Here is a 14,750-nt window from a genome sequence, read left to right on the forward strand (position 1 = left end):
GTTGGGACCTTGTCCCTGTGAGAGTAGGACGTCGCCAAGCAACTAAAAACACAAGTCTTTTGACTTGTGTTTTTTTTATTTCCCATGAAATAGGTTAGGTTCTGTTAGTAAAAATGATGAAATATAGTAAGGGATTTTTTGAGCAGAAATATTAAGAAATTGATAAATAAATGGATAATCTTCAGAGCCGTAGCTTCCAAGTAAGTCATACCACCAATCTGTTTCATACCTAGAAATCATGCTTAAATTATAGAGCAATAAATAATGAACGAGGAGTTCGGGTAATACTGTTTTAGGATTTCTAGGATCAGTTGTAAGTGGTAAATAATAAGTATTAGTAAGATATTCATAGTATAAAGGAGTACTGTACATAGGATTCCATGATTGAATTGGCGCCGTAAAAAGTAAATTCGATTCATTAGTTTTCTCAGGTACATGTTGCATTGATAAATGCTTACAAGATGTTTCAATGTAGCGAGAAAATCTCTCTTTAGTCATATGTAATCGATCTAGTAGGTTGACTGAAAAGGAGAGCTCATTTTTAATTGTTGACTCGATTTTATATAAAGTTGATCCTTTTTGACTATAGCGGAACAAATTTTGTAATTCTGGAATATTTCCCATTAGTTCTAACATGTTAAATTTTTCTGCTTCTAAGTGTTTCATGTGAAACAGTTGTTCTGCAACATGAGTAAACAATCCGTTTTTTTGTACCTTCACCTCATCTTCTAAAAATTGATACCCTTGTTTTTTTCGTTTGCGAGTTGTAACGCCATGAGCTAAAACAGTAGTGGATTCAGGATAGTTAGGATCAATGGTTAGTAGACATGCTTTAAAAAGTTGGCTAATTCCATAAAATAACAACATTGGTTGAATGGAAAATGGAGCTGTCTTATATAATTCATAATAATTTTTCCCGTGTTCTAAGTAATAAATAAAGGGATAACAATTTTCAAAACTTTTTTTTTCGGCATCCTGAATAGAGGATTTTTCATAACAACGGGCAAGATAACGTTGTACGTTTTGAGATGAAAAAAAGAAACTTAACTGCTGCCAAGTGCAAGATGTTTGATGCATATATTACGCTCCTTTTATTGTCTAAAAATTCTAACATATATATACGTCCTTGACAGTATTTTAACCAATTGATAAGCTACTAATAATAATTTCTGGTATCATAGGGGGAACAATTATGTGGGAATCTAAATTTGTTAAAGAAGGTTTGACTTTTGATGATGTATTACTTGTACCAGCTAGGTCAGATATATTACCAAGAGAAGTAAGTGTTAAAACAGTTTTATCTGAAAGCTTACAGCTAAACATCCCGTTAATTAGTGCAGGAATGGATACAGTAACAGAAGCTGACATGGCTATTGCAATGGCTCGCCAAGGTGGTTTAGGAATTATTCATAAGAATATGTCTATTGAGCAACAAGCAGAGCAAGTTGATAAAGTAAAGCGCTCTGAAAGCGGCGTTATTTCAGATCCTTTCTTCTTAACTCCAGAACATCAAGTATATGATGCAGAACATCTTATGGGAAAATATCGTATCTCAGGTGTACCGGTTGTAAATAATTTAGATGAGCGAAAATTAGTTGGTATTATTACAAACCGTGATATGCGCTTCATCCAAGACTACTCAATCAAAATTTCTGACGTAATGACAAAAGAACAATTAATTACAGCTCCAGTTGGTACTACACTGGAAGAAGCTGAAAAGATCCTACAAAAGTATAAAATTGAAAAACTCCCTCTTGTTGATAATAACGGTGTATTACAAGGGCTGATTACAATAAAAGATATTGAAAAAGTAATTGAATTCCCAAACTCTGCTAAAGATAAGCAAGGACGCTTATTAGTTGGAGCGGCAGTTGGTGTAACAGCTGATGCTATGCTTCGTATCGATGCATTAGTAAAAGCTAGTGTAGATGCAATTGTACTTGATACAGCTCATGGGCATTCTAAAGGCGTTATTGATAAGGTAAAAGAAGTTCGTGCTAAATATCCATCATTAAATATTATCGCTGGAAATGTTGCTACAGCTGAAGCAACGAAAGCATTAATTGAAGCTGGTGCAAACGTAGTTAAAGTTGGTATTGGACCAGGTTCTATTTGTACAACACGTGTTGTAGCTGGTGTTGGTGTACCACAACTAACAGCAGTTTATGATTGTGCAACCGAAGCTCGTAAACACGGTATTCCAGTTATTGCTGATGGCGGTGTTAAGTACTCTGGTGATATGGTTAAAGCTTTAGCAGCAGGAGCACATGTTGTTATGCTAGGTAGTATGTTTGCTGGTGTTGCCGAAAGTCCTGGAGAAACTGAAATTTATCAAGGTCGTCAATTTAAAGTGTATCGTGGTATGGGTTCTGTCGGTGCGATGGAAAAAGGAAGTAAAGATCGTTACTTCCAAGAAGGAAATAAAAAACTTGTCCCAGAAGGTATTGAAGGACGAGTACCATATAAAGGACCTTTAGCAGATACAGTTCACCAATTAGTTGGTGGCTTACGTGCAGGTATGGGATATTGCGGAGCACAGGATTTAGAATTCTTACGCGAAAATGCACAATTCATTCGTATGTCAGGTGCAGGCTTACGTGAAAGTCATCCTCATCACGTACAAATTACAAAAGAGGCTCCAAACTACTCATTATAATGTCTTATATACAAATAGACAGAGATTTGATATCTCTGTCTATTTTTTTTTGATTATGTTAGAATAACGGTTATGTGAGTACATAGATATTGGGGGTAGCAAAAGTGAAAGGTATGTTTTGCAAAAGATTCATTGCTTTGGTAACAGTGCTTACACTAGCTTGTAGCATTTTTATGCCATATAGCAATGCATCAGCTGAAACAGGAGCCGCTTTAAACATTGAAGCAGGCGCGGCAATTTTAGTAGAAGCGAATTCTGGGAAAATTTTATATCAAAAGAATGCAGATGAATTATTATCCATTGCTAGTATGACAAAGATGATGAGTGAATATTTAGTTCACGAAGCAGTGGATAAAGGAAAACTTAAGTGGGATCAGAAAATTAAGGTTTCTGAATATGCATATAAAGTTTCACAAGATGCTTCATTATCAAATGTTGCATTAGAAAATGGTGGCTCTTATACAGTAAAAGAGTTATATGAGGCAATGGCAATCTTTTCTGCAAATGGTGCAACAATTGCATTAGCAGAAGCAATTGCAGGTAAAGAAGTAGATTTCGTAAAAATGATGAATGATAAATCGAAAGAACTAGGGTTGAAAAATTATAAATTTGTCAATTCTACAGGTTTAACGAATAAAGATTTAAAGGGAATGCACCCTGAAGGAACAACAGCAGATGAAGAAAATAAAATGTCTGCAAAGGATGTTGCAACTTTAGCACAACATTTAATTAAAGATTATCCAAAAGTGTTAGATACAGCAAAAATTCCTAAAAAAGAATTCCGTCCAGAAAAAGAGAAGTTTGCAATGTCAAACTGGAACTGGATGTTAAAGGGCTTAGTTAAAGAATATGATGGCGTAGATGGTCTGAAAACAGGCTCAACTCCAGAAGCAGGAGATTGCTTCACTGGTACGGTTGAAAGAAACGGTATGCGTTTTATTTCTGTAGTTATTAAAACAAGTTCTCATACAGCACGTTTTGATGAAACAAAGAAGCTATATGATTATGGATTTGCTAACTTTGAAGTGAAACAAATGTATAAAAAAGGTTCTTCAGTAAAAGGACAAGAAACAGTAAGAGTAGAAAATGCGAAAGATAAAGATATAGCAGTTCAAACGAAACAAGCTATTTCACTTCCAGTGCCAAAAGGAAGTAAAGATGTTTATAAAACAGAATTAAAAGAATCAAGTAAGGGACAAGAAGCACCTATTAAAAAGGGAGCTGCGCTTGGTCAAATGGTAATTACGCCAAAAGATACAAACGACCCTGGATTTTTAACTGGTAAGTCGTTGCAAGTGGATCTTGTAACAACATCTGAAGTAGAAGAAGCAAACTGGTTTACTCGTGCTATGCGCGGAATTGGTTCATTCTTTAGTGGTATGTGGAATAGTGCTGTTGATACAGTAAAAGGTTGGTTTTAGAAGCTCCTCATGGTAGGGGCTTTTTTTTTATTCCTATTTTTCATACCGACTTTATGAAAAAGTAGTAGACAAGCATCTGATAGTTAGTGGTAGAATGTAAGAGTATTCTTAATTTTCGCCTTTAACGGGGGAAAGCAATTCACCTAGGGGGGTTTTTGTACATGACAAATGTAACAGGGACAGAGCGTGTAAAACGTGGAATGGCAGAAATGCAAAAAGGCGGCGTTATTATGGACGTAATTAACGCTGAACAAGCAAAAATTGCAGAAGAGGCAGGCGCAGTTGCCGTTATGGCATTAGAGCGTGTACCAGCAGACATTCGTGCAGCAGGTGGCGTTTCTCGTATGGCAGACCCAACAATCGTTGAAGAAGTTATGGGTGCAGTGTCAATTCCGGTTATGGCAAAATGCCGTATCGGTCACCTTGTAGAAGCACGTGTATTAGAATCATTAGGGGTAGACTATATCGATGAGAGTGAAGTATTAACTCCTGCTGATGAAGTATACCATTTAAATAAACGTGATTACACAGTTCCATTTGTATGTGGTTGCCGTGATATCGGAGAAGCTGCACGTCGTATTGCAGAAGGTGCATCTATGCTTCGTACAAAAGGTGAACCAGGAACAGGAAACATTGTAGAGGCAGTGCGTCATATGCGCCAAGTCAATGCAGAAATCCGCCAAGTTGCGAGTCTACGTGAAGATGAGTTAATGACATATGCAAAAAATACTGGTGCTCCTTACGAAGTATTACTTGAAATTAAACGTCTTGGTCGCTTACCAGTTGTAAACTTTGCGGCAGGTGGTATAGCAACGCCAGCAGATGCTGCATTAATGATGCAACTTGGTGCTGATGGGGTATTTGTTGGATCTGGTATCTTCAAATCAGAAAACCCAGAGAGATTTGCACGTGCGATTGTTGAAGCAACGACTCATTATGAAGATTACGAACTAATTGCAAGTCTTTCTAAGGGATTAGGTAATGCAATGAAGGGTATCGAAATTTCAACGTTATTACCAGAACAACGCATGCAAGAGCGTGGATGGTAATTAAAGGAGAACTTTAAAATGGTGAAAATCGGTGTACTAGGTCTTCAAGGTGCAGTTCGTGAACATGTAAAATCAGTTGAAGCAAGTGGTGCAGAAGCTGTTGTTGTAAAGCGTATAGAGCAACTTGAAGAGATTGATGGTCTTATTTTACCAGGCGGTGAAAGTACAACAATGCGCCGTCTTATTGATAAGTATGCTTTCATGGAACCACTTCGCACATTTGCAAAGTCTGGTAAACCAATGTTTGGTACATGTGCAGGGATGATTCTTCTTGCGAAAACACTTATTGGCTATGAAGAATCACATATTGGTGCTATGGATATTACAGTTGAGCGCAATGCGTTCGGACGCCAAAAGGATAGTTTTGAAGCTGCGCTTTCAATTGAAGGCGTGGGTGAAGACTTCGTTGGTGTATTTATCCGTGCGCCGTATGTTGTAGAAGTAGCTGATAATGTTGAAGTGCTTTCTAAGCATGGTGATCGAATGGTAGCGGTAAGACAAGGTCAGTTTTTAGCTGCTTCATTCCATCCGGAATTAACAGATGATCATCGTGTAACAGCATACTTTGTTGAAATGGTAAAAGAAGCGAAAATGAAAAAAGTTGTATAAGTAACTTGCAACTTGTATAAGATTATAGTAAATTGATGGTAACAATTTTATAAAATAAGCGTGTTGATAGGAAATAGTAACAAATGTTGTTTCTTATAGAGAGTCGATGGTTGGTGGAAATCGATAGAAACAGTTTGTGAATCCATCCTGGAATGGAATGTGGAACATCTTTTGGATTAGTAAGCATTCCCGGTGAAGAGCCGTTATTTCTACTTGAGAGGAAAGTGGTAATGCTTTCAACTAGGGTGGCAACGCGGGTTAACTCCCGTCCCTTTATATAGGGACGGGAGTTTTTTGTGTTTTATAAAATAAAAGGAGGAGTATATAATGCTTGATATTAAATTTTTACGTACAAACTTTGAAGAAGTAAAAGCGAAATTACAGCATAGAGGTGAAGATTTAACTGATTTCGGACGTTTTGAAGAACTTGATACGAGAAGAAGAGAACTACTTGTTCAGACAGAAGAATTAAAAAGTAAACGTAATGAAGTGTCTCAACAAATCTCTGTATTAAAGCGCGAAAAGAAAGATGCAGAAGCTCTAATTTTAGAAATGCGTGAGGTTGGAGAAAAAGTAAAGGATTTTGATAACGAACTTCGCACAGTTGAAGAAGACTTAGAAAGATTAATGTTATCTATTCCAAATATCCCTCATGAGTCTGCTCCAGTCGGTGAAACAGAGGATGATAATGTAGTAGCGCGTACTTGGGGAGAAGTAAAAGAATTTACTTTTGAACCAAAACCACATTGGGATCTTGCTACTGATTTAGGAATTTTAGATTTTGAACGCGCTGGGAAAGTAACAGGAAGCCGCTTCGTATTTTACAAAGGTGCTGGTGCAAGATTAGAGCGTGCTTTAATTAGCTTTATGCTTGATCTTCATACTGATGAGCATGGATATGAAGAAGTATTACCTCCATATATGGTAAACCGTGCAAGTATGACAGGAACAGGACAACTTCCAAAGTTTGAAGAAGATGCATTCCGTATTGAAAGTGAAGATTATTTCTTAATTCCAACAGCTGAAGTACCTGTAACGAATATGCATCGTGATGAGATTTTAAATAAAGAGCAATTGCCTATAAGATATGCTGCATTTAGCTCTTGCTTCCGCTCTGAAGCAGGTTCAGCTGGTCGCGATACACGCGGTTTAATTCGCCAGCATCAGTTCAATAAAGTAGAGCTTGTGAAGTTCGTAAAACCAGAAGATTCTTATGAAGAGTTAGAAAAATTAACAAATGATGCAGAACGCGTGTTACAATTATTAGAGTTGCCATATCGCGTTATGAGCATGTGCACAGGCGATTTAGGATTTACAGCAGCGAAGAAATACGATATTGAAGTATGGATTCCAAGCTATGGCACATATCGTGAAATTTCTTCTTGTAGTAATTTTGAAGCTTTCCAAGCGAGACGTGCAAATATCCGTTTCCGCCGTGAGCCAAATGGAAAACCAGAACATGTCCATACATTAAATGGATCTGGTCTTGCAATTGGACGTACGGTTGCAGCTATTTTAGAGAACTACCAACAAGAAGATGGTACAATTATAATTCCAGAAGTTCTTCGCCCTTATATGGGAGGAAAAACAGTTATTAAGTAAATTTAAACATTCATCGGTATGAGTGATTGGTAATTATGAGCGTTGTCAGTACTGTAATGTAGGAAGGGGAAAGTAAAATTTTCCTTTCCTCATAATTTATTTTAGTAGGGTTGACTAACTGTTTTTCTTTTGATATTATATTTGATGTCAATATGGAGGTATACCCAAGTCTGGCTGAAGGGATCGGTCTTGAAAACCGACAGGCGGCGAGAGTCGCGCGGGGGTTCGAATCCCTCTACCTCCTCCAGATATAATTGACAACAGCGCATATAAGTGGAGATTGGAGAACTCGTTACCAACACGTAACGAGTTTTTATTTTAAAACCAATCATAAAGTATGGTGTAAGGTAATTTTGTCCTTATTACACACTCATATTCCGATGATTATCTTCATAGATATGAAAGGAGTCAACATGGATCTTATTATACAAACGTTTCCTTTAGATGGAAAAACTTTATATTATGTACAATGTCCTGTCTGTAAGAACAATAGAATTTTAAACAGTGGTGCAAACGTATCACGCATTATTAGTGATGATACATTCCGTAAACTTTGTGGTTGTACTTGTGATGTAAAACCAGCTACAAATAAAGTAGAGGTGCCAAAACAAGTTAAAAAAGCAGCTGTAAAGAAAGAAGCGGCTCCAAAACGTACAGGTAAAGTATTAACGGCAGTAATTAATGGGAAAGAAATGACTGTTAAAGAGATTGCTGAAGCATACGATATTAGTACAAGTACTGTTCGTCAGCGTATTAACGCAGGAAAACCTGAGAGTGAAATTATTGCTCCAACAAAGAAGAAGTAATTTAATAGGAAAACCCGTGCATATGCACGGGTTTTTTATTTTACAAGTTTACGTGTTTGTTTTAAAAAATGGCCAATTTTTTTAATGATTGGTTCGATTGAATCCCCATCTTTTAAAACATCGTACTCATTAATATTTAAGCGTAATACAGGGCATGAATTAAAGTTGTTAATCCAGTTTTCATAACGTCCATGCATTTCTTTCCAGTACTCAATTGGCGTTTGCTGTTCCATTGGGCGTCCGCGTTCTTGAATACGATCGACAATATCATCGAAAGAACCTTCTAAGTAAATTAATAAGTCTGGATGAGGGAAGTAAGGAGTCATGACCATAGCGTCAAATAACCCTTTGTATGTTTCATAATCAGTTTCCGTCATCGTACCTTTTTCATGATGCATCTTTGCGAAAATTCCAGTGTCTTCGTAAATAGAACGATCTTGAACAAAACCGCCACCGTATTCAAAAATTCTTTTTTGTTCCTTAAATCGTTCTGCTAAAAAGTACACTTGTAGGTGGAAGCTCCAGCGAGTGAAGTCCGCATAGAACTTGTCCAAGTATGGATTGGAATCTACTTTTTCAAATGATGTGCGATAACCTAAAGCATTAGCTAATGCAGTTGTCATAGTTGATTTACCCACACCTACCGTTCCGGCGATAGTGATTACTGCGTCATTGGGTATATCATATTTTTGCCTTAAATTCATTATTATTTCGACTCCTTTAAGAGAGTATTTTGAAGGGCAGATAGGATGACGTTTAAATCATCAGGATTTTTTACAAAATCCATATCGTCTCCATTAAATTTCAATACTGGTATTTCCGGATGATCTTTTTTAAAAGCATCCATTGCTGTTTCATAATCTTTTGTGAGCTGTAGTAAGTAATTTGGATCCATGTTTTTTTCAAATTCTCTTCCGCGCATGGCGATTCGTTTTTGCAATGTTTCTAGGCTAGCTGTTAAATAAACAATGACGTTTGGCACAGGCATATCTTGTGTAAGGATACGATAAATTTGCATGTACTTGTCATATTGAGAGTCTTTTAATGTGCGGGATGCAAAAATTAAATTTTTAAAGATATGGTAATCCGCTACTACTGGTTTCCTTTGATTCAAATACTTTATGTTAATATCTTCTAATTGTTTGTATCTATTACAAAGAAAGAACATCTCTGTTTGAAAACTCCATTCGTCGATGTCTTCATAGAACTTTCCTAAAAAGGGATTTTCATCAACAATCTCTTTTAGTAAGTGGAGTTGCATGTGAGTTGAAATTTCCTTCGCAAGTGAAGTTTTTCCAACACCAATTGGTCCTTCAACCGTGATAAAGGGTACTCCGGTCACGCTGTTTCCTCCTTTCAATCAGTGATTTACCGTGACTACTAAAAACACAAAACAGAATTATTGTAGCACAAGAGGGAAGCGAGCGGGTTAATTTGATATAAAAAGTTAGAAAATAGATATATGTATTAATTAAATTTTATTTTGGATGACGATGTTATATTTGCTTTCAATGTAGTTTCCATTATTTTTAAAGCATGTATATTATCTTGGTCGTTGTTAGAGGCGATACAATCCTGTGGTACATACAATGTATAATTTCTCATATGGGCATCATTAGCTGTAAATAGGATACATATATTTCCGGAAACTCCTGTTAATATTAGATTTTCTATTTTTAAATAACCTAGTAATGAATTTAAAGGTGTTTCATAAAAAGCGGAATAATGTGGTTTAATAAAAATGTAATCATCAGAATTTGGAGCAATCTTATGGATTATATTTTCGCTATATTTATTTGTGCAATGAGTAATAAGTTGGTCGATATCAGATCTCCAAAGTTGATAATGGTCATTAACGTAAATTATAGGATAGCCGAAGGATTTCATTTTTTTCTTTAATTGTAAAATAGGGTTTGTGATAGTCTCACATTTTTGAGCTAGAATGGGTCCGTGGGAAAATTGAAAGTCATTAATCATATCGATAATGAGCAAGGCGGTATTTTTCATATGTAATCCCCTCTCTTTTTTCTTTTAGGGTGGATTGAATATATAAAAGTTATCCCCTGTGTAGTAAATGGAAATAAGTGTACTTTATTTGTAATGAAAGGACTATGTTATGGAACAAGATCAAGATATTTATTTTATGCAATTAGCGATAGAAGAAGCCAAAAAGGCAGAGGAAATACAGGAAGTGCCAATTGGAGCAGTTATAGTGTTAGATGGTGAGGTAATTAGTGTTGCCCATAATTTAAGGGAAACTGAGCAAAGATCAATAGCTCATGCTGAGTTGCTAGCGATAGATGAGGCGTGTAAAAAATTAGGGACATGGCGTTTAGAAGATGCAACATTGTATGTAACATTAGAACCTTGTCCAATGTGTGCGGGTGGAATTGTTTTATCACGAGTGAAGCGAGTTGTATATGGTGCAAGTGATCCGAAGGGCGGGTGTGCAGGGACATTAATGAATCTTTTAACAGATGAACGCTTCAATCATCAATGTGAAGTAGTATCTGGTGTATTAGAGGAAGAATGCGGTACGTTGTTAACAAACTTTTTTAGAGAGCTTCGTAAAAAAAGAAAAGCGATAAAAAAATTAGAGAAAAATACTGGGAACTAACGTATTTGCATTTTATAAAGAAACAAGTTATACTGATAATGCCTTTAATGAAGGCAACCGAATATTGGTTTTAACTTTGCCGTGCTAAGCGGGGAGGTAGCGGTGCCCTATACTCGCAATCCGCTCTAGCGAGGCCGAATCCCCTCTCGAGGTTATGTTGCTGTAAGGTCTGCCTTAAGTAAGTGGTGTTGACGTTTGGGTCCTGCGCAACGGGACCCCGTGAACCTTGTCAGGTCCGGAAGGAAGCAGCAATAAGCGGGTCTTCTCGTGTGCCGCAGGAGTGCCTGAACCGAGCTAACTGCTTGAGTAACGCTTATGGTACGTAATCGACGGAGGGTGCACGGCAGTTATATATGTATACAAAACTCACCTTAATACAAAGGTGAGTTTTTTGTATAGAAAATAACTTTTGGAATCTATAAACAGAATGGGTTATAATAAATGAGATAATAACCTTTGAGGGAGGCCGTATTTTCGTGTCATACCAAGCGTTATACCGAACATGGAGACCGCAAAAGTTCGAAGATGTAGTCGGTCAAAAGCACGTGACAAAAACGTTGCAAAATGCCCTTCTTCAAGAGAAAGTTTCACATGCTTATTTATTTTCTGGTCCTAGGGGAACAGGAAAAACGACAATTGCAAAGGTATTTGCAAAAGCAATTAACTGTGAACATGCTCCGGTAGCTGAACCTTGTAATGAATGTCCTTCTTGTTTAGGAATTACACAAGGATCCATTTCAGATGTATTAGAAATTGATGCGGCTTCAAATAACGGTGTAGATGAAATTCGAGATATTAGAGATAAAGTAAAATATGCTCCAAGTGCTGTAGAATATAAAGTATACATTATTGATGAAGTTCACATGCTTTCTATGGGTGCATTCAATGCGCTTTTAAAAACCTTAGAAGAGCCGCCAGGACATGTTATCTTTATTTTGGCGACAACAGAACCTCATAAGATCCCGCCTACAATTATTTCGCGTTGTCAGCGTTTTGAATTCCGAAAAATATCAGTGAATGATATTGTTGAGAGATTATCAACGGTTGTGACAAACGAAGGTACGCAAGTGGAAGATGAAGCATTACAAATTGTTGCCCGTGCTGCTGAAGGTGGTATGCGTGACGCGCTTAGTCTTATTGATCAGGCTATATCTTATAGTGATGAGATTGTTACGACAGAAGATGTATTGGCCGTAACAGGATCTGTTTCTCAGCAATACTTAGGCAATTTAGTAGAATGCATACGTGAAAATGATGTATCAAGAGCATTACAGATCATAGATGAAATGATGAGTAAAGGGAAGGATCCAGTTCGTTTTATGGAGGATTTCATTTACTATTATCGTGATATGCTTTTATATCAAACTTCACCGCAACTAGAACATATGTTGGAACGAGTAATTGTAGATGATCAATTCCGTAAGTTGAGTGAAGAAATGCAACCGGAAGTGATCTATGAGATTATTCATACCCTTAGTAAGGGACAACAGGAAATGAAGTGGACAAATCATCCGCGTATTTTCTTAGAAGTTGTTATGGTGCAATTGTGTCAACAGTTTATGATGCAAGCAAACGGGACTGATCGTTTGCAAGCAATTATGAACAGGATGCAGCAATTGGAGAAAGAGTTAGAGCAAGTCAAAAAGAACGGTGTGCCAGCTGGTGTACAACAGGAAGTAAGAGAGACGCGTGCAACACCAAAACCCGTACGAACAGGAAGTATGAAGATTCCTGTCGGGCGTGTAAATGAAGTATTAAAACAAGCGAAGCGTCAAGATTTAGAACAATTAAAAGCTGTATGGGGTGAGTTGTTAGGAAGACTCAAATCATATAACAAAGTAGCGTTTGCTGTTCTACTAGAAAATAGCGAACCAGTGGCAGCTTCAGATGACACTTACGTTTTAGCATTTCAATATGAGATTCACTGTAAGATGGCGAGCGAAAATCGAGAAGCTATGGATACAGTAGAACAAGCTTTATTTGAATTGCTAAGTAAAAGGTTAAATATGATTGCCATTCCAAAAAGTGAATGGGGTAAAATCCGTGAAGACTTTTTACAACGTGAAGGTGGAGAGTCTGAAGAAAGCCCGGAGAAAAAGGAAGACCCTCTTATAGAAGAGGCAGTGAAATTAGTAGGACAAGAACTCATTGAAATAAAAGAGTAATAATAATTAGGAGGAATTAATTATGATGCGTGGCGGAATGGGAAATATGAATAACATGATGAAACAAATGCAAAAGATGCAAAAAGACATGGCGAAAGCACAAGAAGAGCTTGGTGAAAAAACAGTTGAAGGTACAGCTGGCGGCGGAATGATTACAGTTATTGCAAATGGTCACAAGCAAATTCTTGAAGTGGAGATTAAAGAAGAGGTTGTAGATCCAGAGGATATCGAAATGTTACAAGACTTAGTGTTAGCTGCAACAAATGATGCACTTAAAAAGGCTGATGAGCTATCAAACTCTACGATGGGTAAATTTACCAAAGGCTTAAACTTACCAGGTGGAATGTTCTAGGAGGATATTGATACATGCATTATCCAGAACCAATATCAAAACTAATCGATAGTTTTATGAAGTTGCCAGGTATCGGACCGAAAACAGCGGTTCGATTGGCATTTTTCGTATTAGATATGAAAGAAGATGATGTGTTAGGTTTTGCGAAAGCACTTGTAAATGCGAAGCGAGATTTAGCGTATTGTTCTGTATGTGGACATATTACTGATCGTGATCCTTGTTATATTTGTAATGATTCGCATCGAGATCAATCAGTTGTTTGTGTCGTGCAAGAACCGAAAGATGTAATCGCGATGGAAAAAATGAAAGAGTATCAAGGTGTATATCATGTGTTACGTGGTGCGATTTCTCCTATGGAGGGAATTGGACCGGAAGACATTAATATCCCGCAACTCTTAAAGCGACTACATGATGAAACGGTACAAGAAGTAATATTAGCAACAAACCCTAATATTGAAGGGGAAGCTACAGCGATGTATATCTCCCGCCTCTTAAAACCTACAGGCATTAAAGTAACTCGTATTGCACATGGTCTGCCAGTTGGTGGAGATTTAGAATATGCAGATGAAGTGACACTATCGAAAGCATTAGAAGGTCGCAGAGAAGTATAAGAGGAGAAACAAAAATGTTCTTTCAAAAAAAGGGTAAATTGCGTAAAGAGTATGATGATAAGTTAATTGTACTTTTGGAAAAAGTGAAGAATGAGTGGTTACGTCAGAAGAGAATGGTCGAACAAAGTGTAGAACCATCTCAAGATGTCATTTGTTCTTTGAAAATAGCAGAGGCGAAATATTTCTTCTTGTTGAAAGAAGCAAAGCGTCGTCCTGTAAAAATGGAACAATGGTAAAGGGTTCTGCTTTCTGAGCAGGCCTTTTTATTTTATTTGTTAAATGCTGAGGTGTTGTTTTATTAGTTTTATATGAAAGAGATGCCGTTTATGATAGCTGTTCTTTTTTATTGTCTTGTCCCATACAAATAGATGTATAGGTCATTCATAAGGAGGAAAAAATGAATTCTACAATTATTATTGTTGGCATTCTTACTTTAGTGTTTATTTTTCTTGTTTTTGGTGTTGCCTCTAAGCCATTACGTTTTATAGGAAAGGTGATTTTTCATGTTACTCTAGGCATAGCATTGCTTTTTATCGTAAATGTTGTAGGGACATATTTTGATTTTCATATCCCAATTAACATGGGTACAGCGGCAATAACGAGTTTATTAGGCCTACCAGGTGTGGCGGCATTAGTGATTATTAAGCTTTATATCATGCCAAGATAAAATTATTTTGGCATTTTTTTAAAAAGTGTTGACTATTAAATGATTAATATGGTAAATTAATAAGCGTCGTCAGGAACGAAAGAAAAAAGTTGTTGACAGATTTAATGAGAAATGTTAAATTATAAAAGTCGCTGAAACGCGATATTGAACTTTGAAAACTAAACGAAACAAACAACGTGAAACGTCAATTTTTAT

The 14,750-nt window shown here is 36.8% G+C and carries 16 protein-coding genes, 1 tRNA gene, 1 other RNA gene and 1 other annotated feature; of the genes, 14 read left to right on the forward strand and 4 right to left on the reverse strand.

Annotation, left to right across the window (positions count from 1 at the left end; translation table 11 throughout):
• Positions 1-75 precede the first annotated feature (75 nt).
• Entirely contained in the window at positions 76-1,077 is a 1,002-nt protein-coding gene (locus ACQRBL_RS00005) for a YaaC family protein (RefSeq protein ID WP_078994976.1), read from the reverse strand.
• A 115-nt stretch (positions 1,078-1,192) separates the two neighbouring features.
• On the opposite strand from ACQRBL_RS00005, the gene guaB reads away from it, so the two are divergent.
• The 7 genes from guaB to ACQRBL_RS00040 all read left to right on the forward strand — a co-directional run bounded on the left by guaB (position 1,193) and on the right by ACQRBL_RS00040 (position 8,143).
• On the forward strand, positions 1,193-2,656 hold the full coding sequence (guaB, locus tag ACQRBL_RS00010; protein WP_000264089.1) for an IMP dehydrogenase: 1,464 nt from the start codon (positions 1,193-1,195) through the stop codon (positions 2,654-2,656).
• A 113-nt stretch (positions 2,657-2,769) separates the two neighbouring features.
• On the forward strand, positions 2,770-4,077 hold the full coding sequence (gene dacA, locus ACQRBL_RS00015; protein WP_140157256.1) for a D-alanyl-D-alanine carboxypeptidase DacA: 1,308 nt from the start codon (positions 2,770-2,772) through the stop codon (positions 4,075-4,077).
• A 161-nt stretch (positions 4,078-4,238) separates the two neighbouring features.
• Positions 4,239-5,126, forward strand: coding sequence for a pyridoxal 5'-phosphate synthase lyase subunit PdxS (pdxS, locus tag ACQRBL_RS00020; RefSeq protein WP_000186154.1), 888 nt, complete (start codon positions 4,239-4,241; stop codon positions 5,124-5,126).
• 18 nt (positions 5,127-5,144) lie between these two features.
• A complete protein-coding gene (gene pdxT / locus ACQRBL_RS00025) occupies positions 5,145-5,735 on the forward strand; it encodes a pyridoxal 5'-phosphate synthase glutaminase subunit PdxT (protein ID WP_023520807.1) in 591 nt (196 codons plus the stop codon).
• Positions 5,736-5,789: 54 nt separating this feature from the next.
• Positions 5,790-6,011: a binding site (T-box leader), on the forward strand.
• A gap of 51 nt (positions 6,012-6,062) precedes the next feature.
• Positions 6,063-7,337 carry a serine--tRNA ligase gene (gene serS, locus ACQRBL_RS00030; protein WP_000884174.1) on the forward strand — a complete coding sequence of 425 codons (1,275 nt, stop codon included), beginning with the start codon at positions 6,063-6,065 and terminating at the stop codon, positions 7,335-7,337.
• Between the two features lie 154 nt (positions 7,338-7,491).
• Positions 7,492-7,584, forward strand: a tRNA-Ser gene (locus ACQRBL_RS00035).
• Positions 7,585-7,750: 166 nt separating this feature from the next.
• On the forward strand, positions 7,751-8,143 hold the full coding sequence (locus tag ACQRBL_RS00040) for a DUF3797 domain-containing protein (RefSeq protein ID WP_000364192.1): 393 nt from the start codon (positions 7,751-7,753) through the stop codon (positions 8,141-8,143).
• A 35-nt stretch (positions 8,144-8,178) separates the two neighbouring features.
• Here the strand turns inward: ACQRBL_RS00040 and ACQRBL_RS00045 are convergent, their stop codons facing one another.
• From ACQRBL_RS00045 to ACQRBL_RS00055, 3 genes are all read right to left on the reverse strand, one after another.
• Positions 8,179-8,847, reverse strand: a complete 669-nt coding sequence (locus ACQRBL_RS00045) for a deoxynucleoside kinase (protein WP_023520809.1) — start codon at positions 8,845-8,847, stop codon at positions 8,179-8,181.
• A 2-nt stretch (positions 8,848-8,849) separates the two neighbouring features.
• Entirely contained in the window at positions 8,850-9,485 is a 636-nt protein-coding gene (locus ACQRBL_RS00050) for a deoxynucleoside kinase (protein ID WP_000148218.1), read from the reverse strand.
• A 125-nt stretch (positions 9,486-9,610) separates the two neighbouring features.
• Positions 9,611-10,150: an isochorismatase family cysteine hydrolase gene (locus ACQRBL_RS00055; RefSeq protein WP_411996690.1), complete on the reverse strand. Its 540-nt coding sequence runs from the start codon at positions 10,148-10,150 to the stop codon at positions 9,611-9,613.
• Positions 10,151-10,259: 109 nt separating this feature from the next.
• Here ACQRBL_RS00055 and tadA point away from each other — a divergent pair, with 109 nt between their 5' ends.
• From tadA to ACQRBL_RS00090, 7 genes are all read left to right on the forward strand, one after another.
• Positions 10,260-10,760: a tRNA adenosine(34) deaminase TadA gene (gene tadA / locus ACQRBL_RS00060; protein ID WP_000434330.1), complete on the forward strand. Its 501-nt coding sequence runs from the start codon at positions 10,260-10,262 to the stop codon at positions 10,758-10,760.
• Positions 10,761-10,839: 79 nt separating this feature from the next.
• Positions 10,840-11,104: signal recognition particle sRNA large type (gene ffs / locus ACQRBL_RS00065), an RNA gene on the forward strand.
• A 132-nt stretch (positions 11,105-11,236) separates the two neighbouring features.
• Positions 11,237-12,925: a DNA polymerase III subunit gamma/tau gene (gene dnaX / locus ACQRBL_RS00070; protein ID WP_000121561.1), complete on the forward strand. Its 1,689-nt coding sequence runs from the start codon at positions 11,237-11,239 to the stop codon at positions 12,923-12,925.
• A gap of 25 nt (positions 12,926-12,950) precedes the next feature.
• Positions 12,951-13,277, forward strand: a complete 327-nt coding sequence (locus ACQRBL_RS00075; protein ID WP_411996691.1) for a YbaB/EbfC family nucleoid-associated protein — start codon at positions 12,951-12,953, stop codon at positions 13,275-13,277.
• Positions 13,278-13,291: 14 nt separating this feature from the next.
• Positions 13,292-13,888: a recombination protein RecR gene (gene recR, locus ACQRBL_RS00080; RefSeq protein WP_000559169.1), complete on the forward strand. Its 597-nt coding sequence runs from the start codon at positions 13,292-13,294 to the stop codon at positions 13,886-13,888.
• 14 nt (positions 13,889-13,902) lie between these two features.
• Positions 13,903-14,124: a YaaL family protein gene (locus tag ACQRBL_RS00085; RefSeq protein WP_000466019.1), complete on the forward strand. Its 222-nt coding sequence runs from the start codon at positions 13,903-13,905 to the stop codon at positions 14,122-14,124.
• 161 nt (positions 14,125-14,285) lie between these two features.
• Complete coding sequence (locus tag ACQRBL_RS00090) at positions 14,286-14,555, forward strand: pro-sigmaK processing inhibitor BofA family protein (RefSeq protein ID WP_001089273.1); 270 nt, start codon at positions 14,286-14,288, stop codon at positions 14,553-14,555.
• The last annotated feature ends 195 nt before the right edge of the window (positions 14,556-14,750 follow it).

The sequence above is a fragment of the Bacillus sp. AF62 genome (genome assembly GCF_050312695.1).
GTDB classification, from domain to species: domain Bacteria; phylum Bacillota; class Bacilli; order Bacillales; family Bacillaceae_G; genus Bacillus_A; species Bacillus_A cereus.

What these genes read in the sequence shown, in the direction of transcription:
- dacA (WP_140157256.1), top strand. Translation starts at nt 2,770, where the DNA reads ATGTTTTGCAAAAGATTCATTGCTTTGGTAACAGTGCTTACACTAGCT.
- pdxT (WP_023520807.1), top strand. Translation starts at nt 5,145, where the DNA reads ATGGTGAAAATCGGTGTACTAGGTCTTCAAGGTGCAGTTCGTGAACAT.
- ACQRBL_RS00075 (WP_411996691.1), top strand. Translation starts at nt 12,951, where the DNA reads ATGCGTGGCGGAATGGGAAATATGAATAACATGATGAAACAAATGCAA.
- ACQRBL_RS00055 (WP_411996690.1), bottom strand. Translation starts at nt 10,150, where the DNA reads ATGAAAAATACCGCCTTGCTCATTATCGATATGATTAATGACTTTCAA.
- ACQRBL_RS00090 (WP_001089273.1), top strand. Translation starts at nt 14,286, where the DNA reads ATGAATTCTACAATTATTATTGTTGGCATTCTTACTTTAGTGTTTATT.
- ACQRBL_RS00085 (WP_000466019.1), top strand. Translation starts at nt 13,903, where the DNA reads ATGTTCTTTCAAAAAAAGGGTAAATTGCGTAAAGAGTATGATGATAAG.
- serS (WP_000884174.1), top strand. Translation starts at nt 6,063, where the DNA reads ATGCTTGATATTAAATTTTTACGTACAAACTTTGAAGAAGTAAAAGCG.
- ACQRBL_RS00005 (WP_078994976.1), bottom strand. Translation starts at nt 1,077, where the DNA reads ATGCATCAAACATCTTGCACTTGGCAGCAGTTAAGTTTCTTTTTTTCA.
- ACQRBL_RS00040 (WP_000364192.1), top strand. Translation starts at nt 7,751, where the DNA reads ATGGATCTTATTATACAAACGTTTCCTTTAGATGGAAAAACTTTATAT.
- guaB (WP_000264089.1), top strand. Translation starts at nt 1,193, where the DNA reads ATGTGGGAATCTAAATTTGTTAAAGAAGGTTTGACTTTTGATGATGTA.
- tadA (WP_000434330.1), top strand. Translation starts at nt 10,260, where the DNA reads ATGGAACAAGATCAAGATATTTATTTTATGCAATTAGCGATAGAAGAA.
- ACQRBL_RS00045 (WP_023520809.1), bottom strand. Translation starts at nt 8,847, where the DNA reads ATGAATTTAAGGCAAAAATATGATATACCCAATGACGCAGTAATCACT.
- recR (WP_000559169.1), top strand. Translation starts at nt 13,292, where the DNA reads ATGCATTATCCAGAACCAATATCAAAACTAATCGATAGTTTTATGAAG.
- pdxS (WP_000186154.1), top strand. Translation starts at nt 4,239, where the DNA reads ATGACAAATGTAACAGGGACAGAGCGTGTAAAACGTGGAATGGCAGAA.